The organism is Bradyrhizobium ivorense (assembly GCF_900696085.1).
In the GTDB taxonomy this organism is placed as follows: domain Bacteria; phylum Pseudomonadota; class Alphaproteobacteria; order Rhizobiales; family Xanthobacteraceae; genus Bradyrhizobium; species Bradyrhizobium ivorense.
On sequence record NZ_CAADFC020000016.1, the window covers coordinates 217,601 to 239,378 of the forward strand.

Here is a 21,778-nt window from a genome sequence, read left to right on the forward strand (position 1 = left end):
TTTCTATTTGCTGTCTGGAAATTTCAATTCGTCAGCGCCGATCTCGGCGAAGTAAGGCGCGACCATCTCCGGCGTCACATCCTCGATCCGATCAGGCTGCCATTTCGGATCGCGATCCTTGTCGATCACGGCGGCGCGCACGCCCTCGCGGAAATCGTCGCTGGCAAACACTTCGAGCGCGGCGCGATATTCGCGCACCAGGCACTCTTCCAGCGTCGCGGTCGCCCGCGCCAGCCGCAGCAGCTTGAGCGTCACCACCATGCCGCGCGGCGACTTCTCGCCCAGCGTCTTCAAGGTCGCCTGCGCCAGCTCGGAGCTGTCGGCCTGCAACGCGGCGACGATATCTTCCATCTTGCCGCGCGCGAACCAGCCGTCGATCCTGGCCTGCATCGCGGCGACGGGGCCTGCCTTCTCGCCGGTGGCAAAACCCGCGATCAGCCGGTCGATCTCGGCGGAACTGGTGCGAGATGCAACCTTGGTCAGCGCCTCGCGCAGCGCCGGCAGCCTAGCGCTCGGCACCACGGCGTCGGCAAATTTTGCGTAGACCGCGTCGGGGCCGTTCATCGTGGTGCCGGTCAGGCCAAAATAGCTGCCGGTCTCGCCGGGCGAGCGCGACAGCAGATAGGTGCCGCCGACATCCGGGAAGAAGCCGAGGCCGACCTCGGGCATCGCGAGCTTGGTCTTATCCGTCACCACGCGATGCCGCGCATGGGCCGACAGGCCGACGCCGCCGCCCATCACAATGCCGTCCATGAAGGCGACGTATGGCTTCGGAAACTTCTTGATCCGCGCGTTGAGGATGTACTCGTCGCGCCACAGGATCTTGCCGAGATCGCCCTTGACCTTCGAGCTCTCCCAGAGCGCGCGGATGTCGCCTCCGGCGCACAGGCCGCGCTCGCCGGCGCCTTCCAGCACGATCACCGCCACTTCGGGATCGGCTTCGAAGGCGTCGAGCGCGCGGTCGATGTCGTGAAACATCTCCAGCGTCACCGCATTGATCGCCTTCGGCCGGTTGAGGCGGATGATGCCGGCCGTCCCCTCCCTGCGCGCGATCAGGTCTCCATCGGCAATCGTCGCATCATTCATCGCGCGCCCTCGATCAATTTGCGCGACACGATCAGCCGCATGATTTCATTGGTGCCTTCGAGGATCTGGTGCACGCGCAGGTCGCGCACGATCTTCTCGACGCCGTATTCGCTGAGGTAGCCGTAGCCGCCGTGCAGCTGCAGCGCCTGGTTGGCGACCTCGAAGCCGACATCGGTGCCGAACCGTTTTGCCATCGCGCACAGCATGCCGGCATCCGGATCCTTGCGGTCGAGCGCCGCCGCGGCGCGCCACAGGAAGGTGCGCGCCGCCTCCAGCTCGGTCGCCATGTCGGCAATCTTGAACTGCAGCGCCTGGAATTCGTCGAGCCGCTTTCCGAACGCCTTGCGGTCCTTCATGTAGGCCAGCGCCTTGTCGAGCGCCGCCTGCGCGCCGCCGAGCGAGCACGCCGCGATGTTGAGGCGGCCGCCGTCGAGGCCGGCCATCGCGATCTTGAAGCCGATGCCCTCCTCGCCGAGCCGGTTCTCGACCGGCACCCGGGCGCTCTCGAACATCACGGCGCGGGTCGGTTGCGCGTTCCAGCCCATCTTGCGTTCATTGGCGCCGAACGAGACGCCCGGCGTCTTGCCGTCGATGACGATGGTCGAGACGCCGCCCGGGCCATCGCCGCCGGTGCGCACCATCGCGACCAGGATATCGGTGTCGCCGGCGCCGGAGATGAACTGCTTCTGGCCGTTGAGGACGTAATGATCGCCGTCGCGCACGGCGCGGGTGCGCAGCGCCGCGGCGTCGGAGCCGGCACCCGGCTCGGTCAGGCAGTAGCTCGCCAGCAGCTCCATGGTGCAGAGCTTTGGCAGCCATTTGTGGCGCTGGGTGTCGTTGCCATAGGCATCGATCATCCAGGACGCCATGTTGTGGATCGAGATGAAGGCCGAGGTGGTCGGGCACCCCGTCGCCAGCGCCTCGAAGATCAGCGCCGCGTCGAACCGCGTCATCGCTGAGCCGCCGACGTCGTCCTTGATGTAGATGCCGCCGATGCCGAGGCTTGCCGCTTCGCGCATCACGTCGACGGGGAAATGCTTCTCCTCGTCCCAGCGAAGCGCGTGCGGCGCGATCTTCTCCGCCGCAAACGCCCGCGCCATGTCGCGAACCGCGATCTGGTCCTCGTTGAGAGCGAACTGCATCTCGCCGCCTAATCCTCGAAGGCTGTTGCTCGTCATTGCGAGGAGCGAAGCGACGAAGCAATCCATTCCTCCATGCGGGGATAGATGGATTGCTTCGCTGCGCTCGCAATGACGGCCAGGCTACACCATCACTTCATCGTCGGGATCGAGAACTCCGCACCCTCCTTGACGCCGGACGGCCAGCGCGAGGTCACCGTCTTGGTCTTGGTGTAGAAGCGGATCGAATCCGGACCGTGCTGGTTGAGGTCGCCGAAGCCCGACTTCTTCCAGCCGCCGAAGGTGTAATAGGCGATCGGCACCGGGATCGGCACGTTGATGCCGACCATGCCGACATTCACCTTCGCGGCGAAGTCGCGCGCGGCGTCGCCGTCGCGGGTGAAGATCGCAACGCCGTTGCCGTAGTCATGCTCGGACGGCAGCGCCAGCGCCTCGTGGTAGTCGTGCGCGCGCACCACCGAGAGCACCGGGCCAAAGATCTCTTCCTTGTAGATCCGCATGTCCTTGGTGACGTTGTCGAACAGCGAACCGCCGAGATAGAAGCCCTTCTCGTAGCCCTGCATCTTGAAGCCGCGGCCGTCGACCGCGAGCGTCGCGCCTTCCTTGATGCCGATGTCGATGTAGTTCTTGACCTTCTCGACCGCCTCGCGCGTCACCAGCGGGCCGTAATCGGCCGACGGATCGACCGAGGTGCCGATCTTGAGCGACTCGACGCGCGGGATCAGCTTTTCCATCAGCCGGTCGGCGGTGGTCTTGCCGACGGGGACGGCGACCGACACCGCCATGCAGCGCTCGCCGGCCGAGCCGTAGCCGGCGCCGATCAGCGCGTCGACGGTCTGGTCCATGTCGGCGTCGGGCATCACAATGGCGTGGTTCTTGGCACCGCCGAAGCACTGGCAGCGCTTGCCGGTCTGCGCCGCGCGCTCATAGATGTACTGCGCGATCGGGGTCGAGCCGACGAAGCCGATCGCCTTGATATCGGGGTCGTCGAGGATGGCGTCGACCGCCTCCTTGTCGCCGTTGACGACGTTGAGGATGCCGGGCGGCAGGCCAGCCTCGATCATCAGCTCGGCGAGCTTCATCGGCACGCCAGGATCGCGCTCCGACGGTTTTAGGATGAACGCGTTGCCGCAGGCGATCGCCGGCGCAAATTTCCACATCGGGATCATCGCCGGGAAATTGAACGGCGTGATGCCGGCGACCACTCCCAGGGGCTGGCGCAGCGAATAGATGTCGATGCCGGGGCCGGCGCCCTCGGTGTACTCACCCTTCATCAGATGCGGGATGCCACAGGCGAACTCGGCGACTTCGAGGCCGCGCTGGATGTCGCCCTTGGCGTCGGGGACAGTCTTGCCGTGCTCGCGCGCGAGCAGCTCGGCGAGCTTGTCATAGTCGCGCTGCACCAGCTCGACGAACTTCATCATGACGCGGGCGCGGCGCTGCGGGTTGGTCGCGGCCCATTCGCCCTGCGCCGCCCTGGCGTTCTCGACCGCGGCGCGGACTTCGGCCTTGGAGGCCAGCGCCACCTTGGCCTGGACCTCGCCGGTCATCGGCTCGAAGACGTCGGCCGTGCGGCCCGACGTACCCTTGACCTCCTTGCCACCGATGAAATGTCCGACTGAGCGCATGAATAACCTCCCTCTGGGGACCTGAATCGCCGCTTCCAGCGGCAGGATCGCTTTACAAACTCTATTGACCCTGCATTTTACAGGATACAAGTCCGATAAATTGCACCATAGATGTGCGGAAATGCTGGATCAAGGCGGCGGCACCATCGACTGGGACGACTTCCGTTTCGTGCTGGCCATCGTGCGCGGCGGGTCGGTTTCGGCTGCCGCCAAGCAGCTCGGCGTCGATCATGCCACAGTGATCCGGCGTGTCGACCGGCTGGAGCGCCACCTCTCGGCAAAACTGTTTGATCGCCGCAAGACCGGCTACTTGCTGACGGAAGCCGGCCAGCGCGTCGCCGACAGCGCCGAGGCGATGGAATCCACCATCGTCGCCAACCAGGAGGCGGTCGGCGGCTCGCGGGCGCATCTCACCGGCACGGTGCGGATCGGGGCGCCCGACGGCTTCGGCAGCCACTTCCTGGCCTCGCGGCTGGTCAAGTTCACCGAGCGGTATCCCGATCTCGATCTGCAGCTGGTCGCCACCGCGCGGCTGTTCTCGCTCTCCAAGCGCGAGGCCGATATCGCCATCAGCCTGACCATGCCGAAGGAAGGCCGCATCGTCGGCCGCAAGCTCCTGGACTACACGCTCGGGCTTTATGCCGCACCGGCCTATCTCGCCAAGGCGCCTGATATCGCCGCGCGCGCCGATCTGTCAAAGCACCGCTTCGTCGGCTACATCGAGGAATTGCTGTTCACGCCGGAACTGGACTATCTGCCGCAGGTCTCGCCAAAGATTTCCGCCAAATTCCGCAGCGCCAATCTGATCGCGCAGCTCAACGCCACCATCGCCGGCTTCGGCATCGCCGTGCTGCCGCACTTCATGGCGACGGCGCATCCGGAGCTGGTGCCGGTGCTGCCCGACGAGGTGCGGATCTCCCGCACCTTCTGGCTCCTGATGCACGCCGACAGCAAGGACCTGGCGCGCATCCGCGCGGTGGCGGATTACATCTACGAGACGGTGGAAGCCGAGCGGGCGTTGTTTGGGGGAAGTGTAACTCCATCCACCCCGTCATCCTGAGGTGCGAGCCTTGCGGCGCACTTGCGCCGCTGGGCGAGCCTCGAAGGATGAATCGGCCCGGCTGGTGGCCGCCGATCCTTCGAGGGCCGCTGAAGAAGCGGCCACCTCAGGATGACGGGTCTGGCTTTTGAGCGCGCTGCGCCAGTCCAGCTCGACGGCTTAATTCACCTTCTTCTTCGCCGGCGCTTTCGCCGCCGGCGCGGCGCGGCCGAGCACCGCCTCGCGGCCGGCGCCCAAAATCTCGTCCGACAATTCGCCGGTGCCCGCGATCCGCGACATCACGATGGTGCCCATCATGGTGGCCAGCACACCCATCGCCTGCTTGCGCGCGGCCTTGCGCGGCACGTCGACGATCTGGTCGGCGATCATGTCGATCATCTGCTCGAGCTTGAGCGCAAACGCCTTGCGGGTCTTCGGGCTCTCGCGGGCGATCTCGGCGCCGAGCGACGGCACCGCGCAGCCCTGGCCCGGATCGTCGCGGTGAGCCGCGGTCAGGTAGCCGTCGACGACGGTGGCCAGCCGCTTCTCCGGCGCCACATCGGCGGTGACCTTGCGCCAGCGCTCGGTGGCGCGGTCCATCGCATAATTGAAGGCCTCGATCACCAACGCCTCGCGCGAATCGAAATGCGCGTAGAAGCCGCCATGGGTCAGCCCGGCGTCCTTCATCAAATCGGCAACGCCGATGCCGTGGGCGCCCTTCTCGCGCAGCCGGGTTGCGGCCTTGCGCACGATCCGCGCGTGGGTCTCCTGCTTGTGTTCCTTGGAATAGCGCATGCCACTCTCATGAAATGTTTCTAATCATATAATAGCAGATGTACGGCGGAAAAGCTCCAGCTATTTCTATTTCGCCTTGGCCGGCTCGCCGACCATGGAAAAGGTCGCGGTTGCGTGCACTGCGAGATTGCCCTTGCCGTCGCGCACGAAGCCCTCGGTATAGCTGGTCTGGCGGCCGAGCTTGATGATCTTGCCCTCGGCGGTGATGGTTCCCGAGCGCACCGACAGCGGGCGCAGATAGGCCAGCTTGAGGTCCAGCGTCACCGAGGTCTGCCCCGCCGGCAGCATGGTCGAGATGGCGCAGCCCATGGCGGTGTCGAGCAGCGCCGCCGCGGTGGCGCCGTGCAAGAGGCCAATGGTGTTTTCGAGGCTCTCGTGCGGCTCGAGTTCCATCACGATCCGCCCCTCCTCGACCACGCTCATGCGCAGACCGATCAGCCTGGCCATCGGCGGCGGCGGCAGAACGCCGTCGCGGATCGCCCGCATCGCCTCGATGCCCGACATCGGCGCCGCCGCCTGCGCGGCCGGCCCCGGCGCCTGCCACTCCACCACGCGCACGCGCAGCAGGTCGGGCGAAAACAGGTCGGTGGTCTCCGCGGTCATGACGGCTCCATTGGAATGATGATCATAATTCTATCGGAGCGCTCCGTCCGGCGCAACCTTGGCGCCGCTCCCTTGACAAAGCCGTGCCTTGTCCGGGACATGGCGCGATCAACTCCGGCGCCGGGACCATTCCATGGACATGCTCAATCCCCATTGCGGCATCGACCGCGACTTAAGAGGCGTCGTCCGCCTGACCATCTGCGACGCCGGCAAGCTGAACATCGTCAGCTCTGCGGTGACCGACGGCGTCCGCGCCGGCTTCGAGCATCTGGCGTCCGATCCGACGATCCGTGCGGTGATCCTCGCCGGCGAGAGCGAGCGCAGCATGATCGGCGGCGCCGACATCAAGGAAATGGCGAAGCTCGATCAGAAGTCCGCCGAGGCATTCATCACCCGGCTGCGCGACCTCTGCGAGGCGATACGAAAGTTTCCGGCGCCGGTGATTGCCCGCCTGCCCGGCTGGTGTCTCGGCGGCGGCCTCGAGGTTGCGGCGGCCTGCGACGTCCGCATTGCGGCGCATGATGCGATGTTCGGCATGCCCGAGGTGCGCGTCGGCATCCCCTCGGTGATCCACGCCGCGCTGCTGCCGCGCCTGATCGGCTGGGGCCGCGCCCGCTGGCTGATGATGACCGCGGAGAACATCGACGCCCCGACCGCGCTGGCCTGGGGCCTGGTCGACACGGTGGCAAAGCCTGGCGGCCTCAATGAGGCCGTCGAGCACACGGTCAAGGCGCTGCTGGAATGCGGCCCCGAGGCGCTGCGCATCCAGAAGGATCTGCTGCGGCAATGGGAAGAGTTGCCGCTGACCGAGTCGGTCAACCTCAGCGTCGGCGTGTTCGGAAAGTCCTTCCTGACCGGCGAGCCGCAGCGCCTGCTGCGGGGGTTTCTGGACCGGAAGCGATAGCGGTCAGGCACTTGTAGCCCGGATGCAGCGCAGCGCAATCCGGGGCCGCGTTGTCCGCGGATCGACTTGCCCCGGATTGCGCTCCGCTCCATCCGGGCTACGCTTGCCTTATCCCGACACCGGAATCTCGATCGCCACCAGCGTGCCGCAGTTCGGCTTGCTGTCCAGTTCGATACGCCCGCTGAGCGACGACACGACGATGTTAAACACGACGTGCAGTCCGAGGCCGATATTGCCCCTTTCCCGTCCGGTGGTGACGAACGGATCGAACACGCGCCCCTGCATATCGCTTGGAATTCCAATTCCCCTATCGGCACAAACGATCCGCACCGCGGTCGGCTCCGGTTGCGAGACCGTCACCATGAAGACGCCTCCTTTGCCGTCCGGATAGGCGTGCGCCGCCGCGTTGAAGGCGAGGTTGCTGATCACCTGCGCCAGCGCACCCGGATAGCTGTTGAGGATGATCCCCTGCGGGCAGGTGACGTCGACGATCAAGCCCTGGCGCGACAGCAATGGCCCGAGCTTTGCGACGAGCTCTGAAAGCCATCCCCCGAGTTCGAACGTATGGCTCTCCTCGTCGGCCTGGTGGATGGCGACCTGCTTGAAGCTGTGCACCATCTCGGACGCCCGATGCAGGTTTTCAAAGGTGATCCGCAGCCCCTCCCCCAGCCGTCCAATGCCTTTCATCAGGTCGGACCGCCGGACCGCAGTGCCATTCAGGGTGCGGGCGATGGTGCGAAGGTCGGTCTCCATGGCCGTGGACGTGGTCAGCGCGAGGCCGAGCGGCGTGCTCACCTCGTGCGCGACCCCGGCGACGAGTTGTCCGAGCGAAGCGAGCTTCTCGGCCTGGACGAGATGCGATTGGGTCGCGTGCAGCTCGCGCAGCGAGGCCTCCGAGCGTTCCTTCTCCTGCTTCAGGGCCTCGGCAGTGCGGAACTGCCTGCGCGCGCGAAACTCGCGGGCGGCGACGGCATAGAGCGACAGCGCGTAGGCGTTGCAGACCAGCGAATGGTTGATGAAACGCAGCCCTGCCGGCAAGGCGGGGGCAAAGGATTCAGCGATGCACAGGGCGATCCAGGTCGCGAAACAGAACACGGCCAGCGAGCCGACCCGCAGCGGCAGCATGGTCGAGACGAACAGGATCACCATGATCATGCCGGGCGCGGCGTAGGTGAACCCCGAGGGCAGCACGAGATAGACGCTCGGCAGCACGCAGCCCGGAACCACGCAATAGACCAGGAAGATGGTTTCGGCCCAGCTCTTCGCCGCCGGAACCGAAAGCAGCAAGGTCAGCGGCAGCAGCACGAACAGCGCGGTTCCACCGCGGATCGCCAGCGTGGTCGACACGACTTCGGGGTAAAGCACCCAGTCCCAGAAGGCATATCCGGCGTAGGTGAGCACACCGAGCAGCATCGCTACCTGGGTCCAGCCGATATTGCCCCGCACATACTGGTCGACGAACCGGCGCTCTTCGACGACGTCTTCAAAGCGCAGTCCAAGGCGGGTCAAAAGGCCATGCATTACGGGTATTGCGGGTGAAAAGGTCTCGGCACTGGAAAATGGAGCTCGGAAAATGATCTACGACAGCGGCGCCGCGCTGTCGCTGCCTTTTTGGTACATCCTTAGTGGAAGCGCGGCAACACGCCGCGCCCGCTCCCTCACCTTGCATTCGCCGGCGCGTGGGTCGGCCAGAGGTCGGCCCGCCAGTGCAGCGCGATGCCGAGCGGGGCCGATCATCCGGGATATCGCTTCGCTCATCCGGGCTACTTGCTTCTTGTATGATGCCGTAGCCCGGATGGAGCGCAGCGTAATCCGGGAACGCATGATCCGCGGATCGCGTTATCCCGGATTGCGCTCCGCTCCATCCGGGCTACGCTTTTCAGTGCGTGGGAAACGGGACCATGAGGTCGCCTTCACATTGTCAGGCCCCACAATGAAATATCCGAATTCGCAGTCCGTCATTCTCACCATCCTCGCGCTATGGATTCTGTGGAGCTTCGGGTTTCAAACCTTGTGGGCGCGATACGCCACCGAACTCGATGGCGTCGTCGTTTCCAGCCTGGATAAGCCGTCAAAAGGAGCCCCCAGATATGCGACCGAATACGTTGTTCGCGATGCGAGCAACCACGACACCCCCTATGTCGCAGGCCCAACCGACGCTTTCCTGGAGCGAAGCATTCCCGTCGGCAGCCGAATAGAAAAGAAATGGGGTCAGCTGGGCTATCGGCTGGATGACCGGTGGCGGAGCTTCCCTGTCACTTTCTATTCAGCCGTCATGGGAGCGGCATTCTTCATGCTTTTCTGGGCGGCGCTCGTGCAGTGGCGGACCAGGGAATAGCCCGCAGCCCGCATGAGCGGAGCGACATGCGGGATCAGTCGTCCCCGGATATCGCTTCGCTCATCCGGGCTACGCGCCTCACCTTGCGTTCGCCGGCGCGTGGGTCGGCCACAGATCGGCGCGCCAGTGCAAGGCGATGCCGAGCATCGCGAGGAAGCCGGCGGCGGCGAGCAGCGTGCCGGTAGCGGTATAGCCGATCAGGTCGATCAGGCTGCCGGCGGCGAGCAGGCCGAGCGGCAGGCCGTAGATCACCATCATCCGCACGCCCATCACCCGGCCGCGCAGATGCGCGCTGGCGTTGCGCATCAGCATCACGGCGGCGGCGATCATCGACATGCTCTGGGCGATGCCCGCCAGCACCAGGCAGGCCATCGCCACCGGCATGGTGCGGAGCTCGACGAACACCAAGAGCATCGCGTACCAGGCGAGCGTCGCGCCGATCAGAAGCCGCGCAATGCGCACGCCGCCGGCCATGCTGAGCGTGATCGAGCCGATCAGCGAGCCGACCGCAAAGCTTGCCGAGAGATAGCCGAGCCCGGTCTGGTCGGTCTGGAAGATGTCGCGCGCGACATAGGGCAATAGGCCGTTGGTCAGCGGAAACGCGGTGAGATTGGCGAGGAACGCGACGCAGAGCGCGGCGCGCATGCCGGGGCCACTCCAGGCATAGACGATGCCTTCCTTGAGGTCGCGCAGCAGCGTCGCGCTGAACGTGGCGCCCGCCGCGTGATCCGCCATGACATGGGTTTTCGCCGGCCGCCTCATGCAGAGCATCAGCACGGCGGCGATGAAATAGAAGCAGGTGATGCCGACATAGACGTAGCCGAGGCCGAGCGCGGCAAACAGCCCGGCGCCGGTCAGGGCGCCGGCGATGCGCGCCGAATCCTGCGTGGTGCGCGCCAGGCTGATGGCGCCGACCAGCCGCTCGGGCGGCATGATGTCGGCGAGCAGCGCGCCGCGCACGCCGAGATCCGACGGGCGGATCAGGCCCATCAGCGCGACGATGATCATGACATTGAGCGGCGCCAGGTGCCCGGTCAGCGCCATCGTCATGATGGTCCCTGCCAGCGCCGTGTAGGCAAAGCGCATCACCGCCAGGAGATCGCGGTGGCCCATGCGGTCGCCGATCATGCCGACCACCGGCGCGACCAGCGTGCCGACATATTGCAGCGAGGCGAGCACGGTCAGCAGCAGCACCGAGCCGGTCTCGACCATGATGTACCAGCCGAGCACCAGCGTCTCGACCTCGAACGCCCAGGAGGTGAGCAGGTCGGACGGCCACTGAAAGCGATAGCTGCGGATGCGAAATGGCGCGAGCGCGGATGTCCGCGTGGGCCCGCTCAAGACGCGATGACGGGATTCACGGCGCTCCCTGCCCCTTTTCTTGGTTCTTCTGGGTCTTGATTCTCTGGGAAAACTTCCCTGTTGCGGCAGGGTAGCCCCGAGGCTGCCGGTGTCAATTGATGCCGCCGCATGCGGCCATGCGCCGCCGCGCGTCCGGCCAGCCCGGCGGTCGTCAGGGCGCGCTCGCGATCTGATTCCGGCAATCGCGATCATGGCCGGCCCTTTTACCTGGCCATCGTGGTATGATCCCGGTCTCGAAATCGCGGAGGAACGCCATGAGGGCCTTCGAAGTTTTCGCGATCTATGTCACGCCGTTCGTGATCGTCGCGGTGGCGATCAGGCTGTTGATGAAACATTACGCCGTCGATCTGCCTGAGGTCCGCAAGCAGGCGGGCCCGTCGCCAAAACGCCGGTTCTTGCTCGGCGCCTGGCGCTCGGACTAGGCGAGATCGGACTCAGCGCGCACGCGCGCGGCACGACGCCCTGCGTGCCAGCACCAGAAATGGATGGACGACGCCAAGCACGAGGATGGCGTCAAGACCCGCAACGAAAAGCATCAGGAAGCCGTTTGGCGGGACAAGCCCGGAAGCCGTGAAGACAGGCGCGAACACCAGAAGAAGCGGCCAGTTGAGCAGCACTTCGGCGGCACGACCAGGCAGTCCCGGCCCACAGGTAAAGACCGCCACCACCCCTGTGGTCCATGTGCACCCGCTCGCGCCGATGATGGCTTGCGGGAGCACCATCTCGCAAACCGCAGCGGCACTGCCAAAGGCCAGAATGCAGAAGCAGGCGAAGCACAAATCCCGAAAGCTCTCCATCTTCCTTGACCCCGATTGCCGGGTCGATGCAGGCGCAGGACAGTTTCGGAAGAAATCGCGGGCAAGGCGATGGCACGTACGTGCTAGCCGTGCCGTCGTCGCTGAGGATGCGCCGCGCCGCGTGTCAGCGCAATGCGAGTTGCGAGTCGTAGGATGGATATGAATGGAGCGAAGCGATACCCATCATCTCGCGGCGCGGATGCAATCGATGGGTTTCGGACAAGTCATGTCGCGGGAATGCGGAAGCATGGCTGCGCTGCTCCGCGCGGGCGAATGTCCCGCCGACACGCCAATCCCGGTGTTACTGAACGACGTGCGTCCCCGTCTCGCCCCGCAGCGCCGCCATGGCGCAATCGAGGTGACTGATGATCGCGCGCTTGCCGCCGCCCTCGAGAAACCGGATCGCCGCATCGACCTTGGGTCCCATGCTTCCCGGGGGAAAATGGCCCTCACGGTGGTAGGCCTTGATCTCCTCGAGACTGACCTGATCCAGATCCCTCTTGTTCGGCTTGCCGAAATTCACCGCGACGCGCGGGACTGCCGTCAGGATCAGCAACTCTTCGATGCCCAACACATTCGCGATATGAGCGGAGGTCAGATCCTTGTCGATGACCGCCGGCACGCCAGTGCGCACGCCTCTTGCATCACGAACCACGGGAACGCCGCCGCCGCCTCCCGCGATGACGATCGTTCCCCGCTTGACTAAGGCATCGACCAGCGAGATGTCGCAGACATGCTTTGGCTTCGGCGAGGGCACGACGTGACGCCAGCCTCGCCCCGAATCCTCACGCATCGCCCAATTGAGCTCGGCGCCGATCTTCCTGGCCTCGTCCTCGGAAAAGAACGGTCCGACGAACTTCGTCGGATTCTTGAACGCGGGATCGTCCTTGTCGACCTCTACCTGGGTCAACAGGCTTGCCACATGGCGCTGGTTGCCCTGTTCGCGCAGTGCATTCTCGATCGCCTGCATCAAGAGGTAGCCGATGCCGCCCTGGCTGTGCGCGACGCAGATGTCCATGTCCATCGGCGGAATTCGGCTCATCGTCAGCATCTGGCGCATCATGATCTTGCCGACGACCGGGCCGTTGCCGTGCGTGATGACCAGTTCATTGTCGAGTTGCGCAAGCGGCAGCAGCGCTTCCGCAGTTATCTGCGCGACTGACTTCTGCTCCTCTGACGTACCCCTGATGTCTTCGGGGTGAACCGCATTGCCACCGATCGCGACCACCAGGCGACGCGGCACGTCATTGAGTGTACGCATTCGCCTACCTCCCGGCATTCTGGACGATGGCAACCGCAAGCTCGCACGCCTGCGCGTTCGACGGCGCAACGAGGATTCCGGCCTGCTCCAGCTTGCTGACCTGCGCGGAGCGCCCTTGCGGATCCTGCTCGGTGCCGACGACGGACGCGACCAAAGCCGGCGCATCCTGCCCGCGATCAGCGACGATCCTGGTCAGATGCCCGGCGGGATCGGCATGCGCGCCGTAGCCGAGCACAAGATCGAGCAGGACCACCGAAAGATCGCGATTCCTGAGTGCAGCACGCAGCGCATCATCGCGCACTGACGGGTCGATCATCGGGTGCGGCCGGCCACGGGTATATTCGTCGTCGCCGAGGTCGATCAGCCGATCCCGCCCGGCGTTCGGCTCGACGCCGAGCTTGACCACGCCGGGGATGGCGGCGTTCGACGTCACTCTTCGACCTGCAGCGGCGAGGATCACCTGAGCTTCGGCACACAGCGTTCCGCCGGCGAACAAGCCCTCGATCCCGCCTCGACCGTTTCGCGGAAGCCGTGACGCGACGGCGTTTGCATCGAAGCCTGCGCCGATCTTCTGGTGTCCCAGCGCCAGCTCCGCGGCGCCCTTCAGCGTCGGCGAGAAGCGGGCGTTCGGCGGCAGCTCGATTTCCGAGGCACCGATGAAGCACACGGTAAACGACTTTCTGCTTAGGCCGATCCGCTCAAGGACGGACCTGGCGACATCGGGATGCGGCGGCTTCGAGATCAGCACCACGTGATCGGTTTCCGGATCGGCATCGAACGCATCGATCGCCATCAGCGTGGTGATGCCGCCGATATCCTTTTTCAGATCGCGCCCGCCGACTCCGATGGCATGGGAGATTCCCGCGCCGGCTTCCGAGATCAGGCACGAGACTTCCTGCGTTCCGGTACCCGACGCGCCGATGATGCCGATCCTGCCGCGCCTGATCCTGTTGGCGAACGCCAGCGGCGCGCCGCCGATCACGGCAGTTCCGCAATCCGGCCCCATCATCAGGAGGCCGGCCGCCCGCGCCTGCTGCTTGAGCGACAATTCGTCCTCGAGGGATACGTTGTCGCTGAACATCAGGACATGCAGGCCGCGATTGAGCGCCTTGCGGGCCTCGGCGGCGGCGAACTCGCCGGGAACGGAGATCAGCGCGAGATTGATCTCCGGCCGGGCCTTCACGGCGGCGGCGATCGAGTGCGGCCGCCAGGCGGCCTGCGCCTCGCCTTGGGTCTTCGGCTTGTCGAGCGACTTGATCGCCTTGTCGAGGGCTTCGCGGGCAGCGGATTCGGATTCAGCCTTGACCGCGATCACGAGGTCATTGCCCTTGACGACAGCGCCCTCCTCCAGCAGTCCCGCGTTGCGCATGATCGCAGCGTTCGACGGAGTTCCCATCATCAACGCCGCCTCGATCACGCCGGGCGACCCGGCCACCTCGCGCGACAGCCGCATCAGCGCGACCGAATCGAGATAGAATCCCTTGCGGACCTCGTTCAGGACAACGACGTTCATGACACCCCCAAATCCCTGGCGAGGGCCACGATGGCCTGCTGGAAGCACGCCAACGGCGCCTTGACCACGCCGGCACCGACCTGCCCGATGCCGGGCTCGCGATGCGCGATGCCGGTGTTGATGACAGGCACCACGCCGGAATCGACGACGAGGCGGATATCGATGCCGGTCGGCACGCCGGCGAAGTCCATTGCGGCGATGGTCCATTCCGGATTCTGCGCAACCGTGATCTCGCCCATCGAGCGGGTGAAGTTGCTGGCCTCGGACGGCGCACCGGCACCCACGAAGCCCGCGACGGCGGGCGCCGCCGCCATCGCAAATCCACCCAGGCCGATCGTCTCGACGATGGCGGAATCGCCCATGTCCGGATTGGCGTCCTTCTCGGAATAGCCCGCGAAATACAGCCCCTCCGGCATTTCGACCGGCGCGGTGAACCATTGCTCGCCGAGCCCGCTGACGCGGATTCCGAAATCGGTGCCGTTGCGGCACATGGTGGTGACGATGGTCGAACCACGAATGCCGTTCGCGGGGTCGGTGATCGCCTTGCCCATCGCCATCGCGATGTTGAGAAAGAACTGATCGTTCTGCCCGATGAACGCGAGGCATTCGGCGAGAACGGCGTTGTCGGTCGAGGTTCGCGCCATCCAGGGCGCGATCTCGCGAAGGAAAACGCTCGAGCAGGCGAGATTGCGCTGATGCAGCTCGTCGCCCATCGACAAGCCCCGCGCGACGATCGATTTCAGGTCGATGCCGCCGGCGGCGCGGATCGCCTTGCCCAGCGTTGGCCCGAACACGTCGCGCAACCAGGCGAGCCGCTTCAGCACGCTCGCGTCGTTGCCGCCGAAGCGCATCACCTTGCCGAGCCCCTCGTTGATCGCGCAATAGGCGCGGTTGGAGAAGCGCGCGTTCTCGACCACGAACAACGGCATCGACATCGTCGTCATGCCGGTCATGGGGCCGACCGCCCCGAAGTGATGGTTCGGGTGAAATTCGATCTCGCCACCGGCGGCGAGCTTGGTCGCAGTCGGCAGATCCTGCGCCCAGCCCTCGAACACGATGGCGCCTGCGACGGCACCGCGCATCGGGCCGCACATCCGGTCCCAGGAGATCGGCGGTCCGGCGTGAAGGATCATCCGCTCGCGCAAGGCCGGGATCACTTGGCGGGCCGGAACGATGTCGACCAGCCGCGGCTCTCCTTCGAGGATCCGGGCGAGCACCTGCTGGTTTGCGTCTTCGATCAGCTTCATCGGTGCGCCCTCACACACCGAGTTTCGCGAGCAGCGCCGCCATCTGCGGATCGCCGCCCGCCGACGGCTTCCAGTCGACATGAACGACGTCGATGCCGCAGTCGCGGAGGTCCTTCACGAACCCTTCAAGCCCGACATTTACGACTTCGACCTTGCTCGCCAGCAACTGCTGATACTGCGGCCTATCCTGATCCGTCATCGCCTCCGCCCTAACAAAGCTGGTTTCGTTGTGCCGAGCTAATAAGAAAACACTTACTTAGTCAAGGTTGGATTCTCGCAAGATGCGAATCTCGGTGGCGAAGAAAATCCCGGCTCTAAAAAAGAACTCCGAACTTGGTTCGGAGCAGTTTGGGAGAACTCGAAATTCGATTCGCAACGGCATCATCGCTCGCGGAGGGCGTGGCGCAGGACGATCAGACTGCCCGCAAAGGCATCCAGTCCGGATGTATGCCCGATCTCCATCAGGGCCGTGAGCGCGCGACGAAATCCGGCGACCTCGCCGCTCATCGTTGCATGAATGGCAGCGTGCAGCGCCGCCGCGCCGTAACCCAGCGCCGCCGCGCGCAGATGGGTTCGGCTGATGTCGTTGGTGCCGTCGAGCAGCGGGCGGCAATGGCCCCACAAAGCATTGCGGCATTCGATGCGTCCCAGCGCCGCCAACGCAATCAGCGCACCGCAGATCAGATCGTCGCCGGACGGCGTAAGCCCCGGCCCGAGACCGATCAAGTCGGCAAGCCCGGACTCTCGATCCGCATCGACATCCGAGCCAGCCAGGACTCGCCCCAGCGCAGCGAGACCGGGCCTGGCAGCCCGAACGAGGAGAGAAGCGTCGCTCGGCACATGTCCGGAGCCAGCCACGGCGAGCCCCTCGGAAGTCAGATCACCGCCCCACACCGCATCGACGGCATCAAGGCCGCGTCGCAGGCTGCTCATCGACCAATGCGGTGCAGCGCGCGGCGCCCAGACCGACCGCGCGGCGAGATTTGCGAGCGGCGCTCCTGCGACCCACAGAATGGAGCCCGCGATCCGCACCGGATCGCCGACCGTCAGTCCCGGCCATCGGAAGTCGCCGAGCACGTGCAACGGACCCGATCCGATACCGGTCCGTCCAACGCAGATCCAGATGCCATCGATGACGGCGTAGAACGACCGTTCGAACACGGCGACGACCTGGCCCGCGGCGCGATCGCGAAGCGCCCTGTCGGCAAGCAGCCCCACTTCCACACCGGCACAGACCGCCGCTGCGGGCTCGGGACACCGCTCGGCCGGCACGCTCCGGCGACCCGGCTGCCTCCCGTCGCCTTCATGGCCTCCGACAAACATCCGCCCTCGCCTCCCTCAGCGTGCCTGGGCCGCGAACCGTTGCGGCGCGCCGGCCTGGGCCTCGCCGCCCAGATAGGCCGCCTCAAGCAGCGGATCCTCGGCGATGATGTCGGCGGCGCCGCTCTTCAGGATCGCACCGGTCTCCAGGAGATAGGCCCGGTCGGCCAGCGCGAGCGCGTGGCCCGCCATCTGATCGACCACGATGATGGTCATGCCCTCGCTCCGCAGCCGCTCGAACGACGCAAACAGTTCGTCGACGACCAGCGGCGCCAATCCGAGCGACGGCTCGTCCAGCATGAAGATCTTCGGCCCGGTCAGAAGCCCGCGCGCGACCGCCAGCATCTGCTGCTCGCCTCCGGACAACAGGCCGGCGCGCTGGTCGATGCGCTCCTTCAGCCGCGGGAAGCGCACGAACATCGCCTCGATCGCGGCATCGAGGTCGAGCCCCTTGCGCGCATAGGCGCCGAGCTGGAGGTTCTGCTTCACCGTCAGCTCCGGAAACACCTGCCGCCCTTCCGGCACCAGCACGACGCCGGAGCGGGCACGAACATGCGCGGGAAGCCTGTCGATGCGCGTCTCGGCGAGCCGGACTTCACCCGTCGATCGCGGCGGTTCGAGACCGGCGATCGACCGCATCAGGGTGGTCTTGCCGGCGCCGTTGGCGCCGAGCACGGCGACCGCCTCGCCGGGAGCCACCACGAGATCGATACCGTTCAAGGCGCGCGACAGGCCGTAGAATGCGTCGAGCGTCTTGACCTCGAGTGCGGTGCCCTGCCGCGCCGGCCGGGGCGCGCGGCTCTTCTCGCCCGGCGTGGCGTCGCCAAGATAGGCCTTGCGGACCAGCGGGTCGTTGCGGATCGCCGCCGCATCGCCGATCGCGATGCGCTTGCCGCCGTCGAGCACGACGATGAGATCGCTCAGCGACATGATCATCGGCATATCGTGCTCGACGATGATGACGGCAATTCCGAGATCGGCGATCCGTCGCAGCAGCGCGGTCAGGCGCTGCTTGTCGCCCTTGGAGAGGCCGGCCGCGGGCTCGTCGAGCAACAGGATGCGGGGCCGCAACGCCAGCGCGCGCGCGATCTCGACCAGCCGCTTCTCGCCATGGGACAGCGAATCCGCAAGACGATCGGCGTCGCCGTCGACGCCGGCAAAGCGCAGCAGGAAGCGCGCGAAACCCTCCGTCTCGGCGTTGCGCAGCGCGGAGACAATGCCGCCGAGACGGCCGACCCGCTCGGCCAGCAGGATGTTTTCCAGGATCGAGAGCGAACCGAACAACTGCGTGGTCTGGAACGTGCGTGCCACCCCGACCCGTGCCAGCAAATGCGACGTCATGCCCGTGATATCGCGATCGCCGAGCTTCACCGTCCCTGCCTGCGACCGGTAGAAGCCGCTGAGCAGATTGAGCGCGCTGGTCTTGCCGGCGCCGTTGGGGCCGATGATGCTGGTGACGGCACCGGGCGCCGCCTTGAACGTTACGCCCTGGACCGCGCGCACGCCGCCGAACGAGATCGAGAGATCGGTGACGTCGAGCCCGGCAGCGCTGCGTGTCGCGAGGATCGCCGCATCGACATTGGCCGCCGCGATCGCGGGCTCCGCCACGGGCTTGCCCGCCGGCAGCAGTTTTGCGGCGAGCTGTTCGGCGAGGCCAACGATGCCGGAGGGCGCGGCGCGCAGCACGACGAACAGCAACACGCCGAAGGCCAGCAGGCGATACTCGGCGAGATCCGACAGCGCTTCCGGCAGCAGCACCACCAGCGCAGCGCCGATCACCGGGCCGAACGCCGAGCCGGCGCCTCCGACCATGACGCCGAACAGCAGCAGCACCGATTGCAGGAACGGAAACGAGCTCGGGCTGATATAGCCCTGCAGCGGCGCGAACAGCGCGCCGGCCAGCGCCATCGCGGCCGCCGAGATCACGAAGGCCACGGCGCGGACATGCACCAGATCGATGCCGAGCGAGCGCGTCGCGACCTCGGTATCGCGGGCAGCGCGCATGGCATAGCCCCAGCCGCTGCGCTTCAACCGCTCGAACAGGATAAGGCCGGCAAACACCAGCACGATGCCGGCGATGGCAAGCGAACGCTCGGACAGCGCATAGCCGAACACGCTCGGCGGCGCGCTCAGCATCAGGCCGTTGCCGCCGCCGGTGAGATCGCGCCACTCGATCGTGACATGCTCGACGATGAAACCGAAGGCAATCGTCACCATCGCCAGATACGGTCCGCGCACGCGCAGCGCCGGCATCGCGAGCAGGCCGCCGACGATGCTGACCAGCACGATGGCCCCCGCCGTCGCGGCGAGGTAGGGCCAGCCGGCCTTCTCCATCAGCAGCACGGTGGTGTACGCACCGATGGCCATGAAACCGATATGTCCGAGCGAGATCTGGCCCGCGAGGCCGAGCAGGACGTTGAGGCCGATGCAGGCGATCGCCGTCAGCGAGATCGTCGCGATCAGGAACACCGCATAGCTGTCCGCGACCGCGGCGTAGCCGAGGGCAATCGCGAACACCGCGACTGCGACGAGAAGGGAAGCGCGAGAGGTCATACCTTCTTAACTCCAGCTCGGCCGAGCAGCCCGTGCGGCATGATGACGAGGATGACGATGACGGAGGCGAACGTGATGATCTGGGTGTAGACCGATCCGAGGTAGTTGGTCGCGAACACCTCGATCAGGCCAAGGCAAAGTCCGGCCAGCATGACGCCCCAGGCGCTGGCAAGACCGCCGATGATCGCAGCGGCAAACGCCTTGATGCCGAACAGCGTGCCCATCTCGGACGAGACGTTGAACAGCGGCGCAATCAGCAGCGCAGCAACACCGGCCAGCATGGCCGACACCGCGTAGCTTGCGGCGATGGCGCCGCTGACATTGATGCCCATCAGCCGCGCGGCGTTGGGATTTTGCACCACCGCAAGCATCGCGACACCATGCCGCGTGCGGCGGCTGATCAGATGCAGCGCCAGCGCAAGCAGGAGGCCAACCACGGGAATCAGGAGCTGCAGCGGGTACACCCCCGCGCCCTCCACGATCTGGATCGGCTTGGCCGCCAGCATCGACGGGAAGCTGCGCGGCTCCTTGCCGAACACGAACAGCATCACATTGTCGACGATGATGCCGACCGCAACGGTCGCCATCAGCCAGTTGTCCGAGCCGCGCTGCACGAACGGACGAACCGCGAAGCGTTCAATCAGGACGCCATATACCGCGCAGACCAGCAGCACCGCCGGGATGCCGATCGCGGCCGGCCAGCCCCACACGACGAGGAAGAAGTATCCGGCAACGGCCCCCAGGGTCATCGAGCTGCCCTGCGAGAAGTTGACCGTGCCGGACACGGCGTAAGTGACGTGAAAGCCCAGCGCGAGCAGACCGTACATGCTCCCCAGCGCCATTCCGGTTATTATCGCCGAAAGAAACGACATCGATGATCACCCCAATCTGCTTGCTGGACGACCCTTGCCGTCACTTCTTGAACGGCAGGATGTGGTTGTCTTCGAAGTGGGCCCAGATGTAGTCCTGTGCCGTCAGCGCATCGTGCTTGTTCTGGGCGAACGGCTTTTCATAGGTCTTGATCAGGCCCTCCAGCCGGTCGATTCCGTAGAAGCCGTCACGAATCGCGGCCGGATCAATGCTGCCGGCCTTCTGGATCGCGCTGGCGATCACCATGACGCTGTCATAGGCGTTGGCGAAGCCGACCGCAGGCGTCACGTCCTCGGGACCCTTGATATCCGGATACTTCGCCTGCAACTCGGCGAGCACGCGCTTGCCGACCGGCGAGAGGTTGCCGAAAAAGCTGTAGGTCTGGACGAAGATGACGTTCCCGGCGCTCGGACCGGCGAGCTCGGTGAAGCGGCCGCCGGCCGGCCCCCAATGCGACACGATCGGCGGCGCCCAGCCCATCCGGTCGAGCGATTTCACGACCTGCGAGGATGGACCGACATTGCCCACCAGGAACAGGGAGTCGGCGCCCGCCTGCTTGAGACGAGACAACTGCGCGACAACGTCGACATCGTTCGCCTCGAACTTCTCAACACCCGCCGGTTCGATGCCGGCCGCCTTCAGCGCCGCGCGCAGGCCATGCTCGTTCGATTCACCCCAGGGATTGTTGACGAGGATGAGGCCGGGCTTCTTGGCTGCGAAGGTCTTGCCGGCGAACGCAACGATCGCCTTGTCGACCTCGTCGTCCATCGCCGAGACGCGGAACACATAGTTGGTCGCCGCGCCGTTCTGCGTGATGTTGGTTCCGGCGGCCCATGGCACCACGAACGGCATCTTGACGTTGTTGACGAACGGCACGATCGCAAGCTGGACGGGCGTATCGAGACCGCCGAGCAGCACCGCGACCTTCTCGCGCTGGATCAGCTCGCGCGCGGCGGTCAGCCCCTTCGCGGGATTGCTTTCATCGTCGCGGCGTACCAGCTCCAGCGGACGGCCGAGCACGCCCCCCTTGGCGTTGATGTCCTCGATCGCGATCGTGGCGCCGCGGGTCAAGGCTTCGCCGGCGCGTGCCGACTGCCCCGACAGCGCCGTGACCAGGCCGATCTTGATCGGCTCGGCGGCCGGCGCCCGCTCCGCAAACGGCAGGGAACCAATGAGCATTGCGAGCGCGCCCTGCAAGACAACGCGGCGGCACGGCCCGGTGGTGGGGGTACAAGCGTAGTTCATTTCTGCAATTCCTCCCGCTCCGGCGGCTCCCCGGCCGCCCTGGTCCGTTGCCGCCGTTTCCGCGGCCTTGACGGAAGT

At 65.7% G+C, this 21,778-nt stretch carries 20 protein-coding genes; 4 read left to right on the forward strand and 16 right to left on the reverse strand.

The window, feature by feature from the left end:
• Nucleotides 1–3 precede the first annotated feature (3 nt).
• The 3 genes from CI41S_RS20890 to CI41S_RS20900 all read right to left on the reverse strand — a co-directional run bounded on the left by CI41S_RS20890 (nt 4) and on the right by CI41S_RS20900 (nt 3,853).
• Nucleotides 4–1,086 carry an enoyl-CoA hydratase/isomerase family protein gene (locus tag CI41S_RS20890; RefSeq protein ID WP_139861385.1) on the reverse strand — a complete coding sequence of 361 codons (1,083 nt, stop codon included), beginning with the start codon at nt 1,084–1,086 and terminating at the stop codon, nt 4–6.
• Nucleotides 1,083–2,228 carry an isobutyryl-CoA dehydrogenase gene (locus tag CI41S_RS20895; protein ID WP_139861386.1) on the reverse strand — a complete coding sequence of 382 codons (1,146 nt, stop codon included), beginning with the start codon at nt 2,226–2,228 and terminating at the stop codon, nt 1,083–1,085. Before CI41S_RS20895 ends, CI41S_RS20890 begins: the two co-directional genes overlap by 4 nt.
• A 128-nt stretch (nt 2,229–2,356) precedes the next feature.
• Nucleotides 2,357–3,853 carry a CoA-acylating methylmalonate-semialdehyde dehydrogenase gene (locus CI41S_RS20900; RefSeq protein ID WP_139861387.1) on the reverse strand — a complete coding sequence of 499 codons (1,497 nt, stop codon included), beginning with the start codon at nt 3,851–3,853 and terminating at the stop codon, nt 2,357–2,359.
• A gap of 121 nt (nt 3,854–3,974) precedes the next feature.
• Between CI41S_RS20900 and CI41S_RS20905 the strand changes: the two genes are divergently transcribed.
• Nucleotides 3,975–4,913: a LysR family transcriptional regulator gene (locus CI41S_RS20905; RefSeq protein WP_139861388.1), complete on the forward strand. Its 939-nt coding sequence runs from the start codon at nt 3,975–3,977 to the stop codon at nt 4,911–4,913.
• Nucleotides 4,914–5,072: 159 nt separating this feature from the next.
• On the opposite strand, the gene CI41S_RS20910 is transcribed toward CI41S_RS20905, so the two are convergent.
• Nucleotides 5,073–5,687 carry a TetR/AcrR family transcriptional regulator gene (locus tag CI41S_RS20910; protein WP_139861389.1) on the reverse strand — a complete coding sequence of 205 codons (615 nt, stop codon included), beginning with the start codon at nt 5,685–5,687 and terminating at the stop codon, nt 5,073–5,075.
• Between the two features lie 66 nt (nt 5,688–5,753).
• Nucleotides 5,754–6,290, reverse strand: coding sequence for a PaaI family thioesterase (locus CI41S_RS20915; RefSeq protein WP_139861390.1), 537 nt, complete (start codon nt 6,288–6,290; stop codon nt 5,754–5,756).
• Nucleotides 6,291–6,423: 133 nt separating this feature from the next.
• On the opposite strand from CI41S_RS20915, the gene CI41S_RS20920 reads away from it, so the two are divergent.
• Entirely contained in the window at nt 6,424–7,194 is a 771-nt protein-coding gene (locus CI41S_RS20920; RefSeq protein WP_139861391.1) for an enoyl-CoA hydratase, read from the forward strand.
• 108 nt (nt 7,195–7,302) lie between these two features.
• On the opposite strand, the gene CI41S_RS20925 is transcribed toward CI41S_RS20920, so the two are convergent.
• A complete protein-coding gene (locus tag CI41S_RS20925; protein ID WP_139861392.1) occupies nt 7,303–8,715 on the reverse strand; it encodes a sensor histidine kinase in 1,413 nt (470 codons plus the stop codon).
• Nucleotides 8,716–8,767: 52 nt separating this feature from the next.
• Here CI41S_RS20925 and CI41S_RS20930 point away from each other — a divergent pair, with 52 nt between their 5' ends.
• A complete protein-coding gene (locus tag CI41S_RS20930) occupies nt 8,768–9,532 on the forward strand; it encodes a hypothetical protein (protein ID WP_139861393.1) in 765 nt (254 codons plus the stop codon).
• 78 nt (nt 9,533–9,610) lie between these two features.
• Here CI41S_RS20930 and CI41S_RS20935 read toward each other — a convergent pair whose 3' ends face one another.
• A complete protein-coding gene (locus tag CI41S_RS20935; protein ID WP_139861394.1) occupies nt 9,611–10,873 on the reverse strand; it encodes an MFS transporter in 1,263 nt (420 codons plus the stop codon).
• A 275-nt stretch (nt 10,874–11,148) separates the two neighbouring features.
• Between CI41S_RS20935 and CI41S_RS43600 the strand changes: the two genes are divergently transcribed.
• A complete protein-coding gene (locus tag CI41S_RS43600; RefSeq protein WP_172628119.1) occupies nt 11,149–11,316 on the forward strand; it encodes a hypothetical protein in 168 nt (55 codons plus the stop codon).
• A 12-nt stretch (nt 11,317–11,328) separates the two neighbouring features.
• Here CI41S_RS43600 and CI41S_RS20940 read toward each other — a convergent pair whose 3' ends face one another.
• From CI41S_RS20940 to CI41S_RS20980, 9 genes are all read right to left on the reverse strand, one after another.
• Complete coding sequence (locus CI41S_RS20940) at nt 11,329–11,691, reverse strand: hypothetical protein (RefSeq protein ID WP_139861395.1); 363 nt, start codon at nt 11,689–11,691, stop codon at nt 11,329–11,331.
• Between the two features lie 301 nt (nt 11,692–11,992).
• Nucleotides 11,993–12,952 carry a carbamate kinase gene (arcC, locus tag CI41S_RS20945; RefSeq protein ID WP_139861396.1) on the reverse strand — a complete coding sequence of 320 codons (960 nt, stop codon included), beginning with the start codon at nt 12,950–12,952 and terminating at the stop codon, nt 11,993–11,995.
• Nucleotides 12,953–12,956: 4 nt separating this feature from the next.
• The gene (gene fdrA / locus CI41S_RS20950) at nt 12,957–14,465 is read right to left on the reverse strand and encodes an acyl-CoA synthetase FdrA (RefSeq protein ID WP_139861397.1); all 1,509 of its coding nucleotides are present in this window, start codon (nt 14,463–14,465) and stop codon (nt 12,957–12,959) included.
• Nucleotides 14,462–15,712, reverse strand: a complete 1,251-nt coding sequence (locus CI41S_RS20955; RefSeq protein WP_139861398.1) for a YlbE family protein — start codon at nt 15,710–15,712, stop codon at nt 14,462–14,464. The genes fdrA and CI41S_RS20955 overlap by 4 nt, the downstream gene beginning before the upstream one ends.
• 10 nt (nt 15,713–15,722) lie before the next feature.
• Complete coding sequence (locus CI41S_RS20960; RefSeq protein WP_139861399.1) at nt 15,723–15,911, reverse strand: hypothetical protein; 189 nt, start codon at nt 15,909–15,911, stop codon at nt 15,723–15,725.
• 182 nt (nt 15,912–16,093) lie between these two features.
• A complete protein-coding gene (locus CI41S_RS20965) occupies nt 16,094–17,035 on the reverse strand; it encodes an oxamate carbamoyltransferase subunit AllH family protein (protein ID WP_139861400.1) in 942 nt (313 codons plus the stop codon).
• A 15-nt stretch (nt 17,036–17,050) separates the two neighbouring features.
• The gene (locus CI41S_RS20970; RefSeq protein ID WP_139861401.1) at nt 17,051–19,585 is read right to left on the reverse strand and encodes a branched-chain amino acid ABC transporter ATP-binding protein/permease; all 2,535 of its coding nucleotides are present in this window, start codon (nt 19,583–19,585) and stop codon (nt 17,051–17,053) included.
• Nucleotides 19,582–20,457: a branched-chain amino acid ABC transporter permease gene (locus CI41S_RS20975; protein WP_139861402.1), complete on the reverse strand. Its 876-nt coding sequence runs from the start codon at nt 20,455–20,457 to the stop codon at nt 19,582–19,584. Before CI41S_RS20975 ends, CI41S_RS20970 begins: the two co-directional genes overlap by 4 nt.
• A 40-nt stretch (nt 20,458–20,497) precedes the next feature.
• The gene (locus CI41S_RS20980) at nt 20,498–21,634 is read right to left on the reverse strand and encodes an ABC transporter substrate-binding protein (protein WP_172628120.1); all 1,137 of its coding nucleotides are present in this window, start codon (nt 21,632–21,634) and stop codon (nt 20,498–20,500) included.
• Between the last annotated feature and the right edge of the window lie 144 nt (nt 21,635–21,778).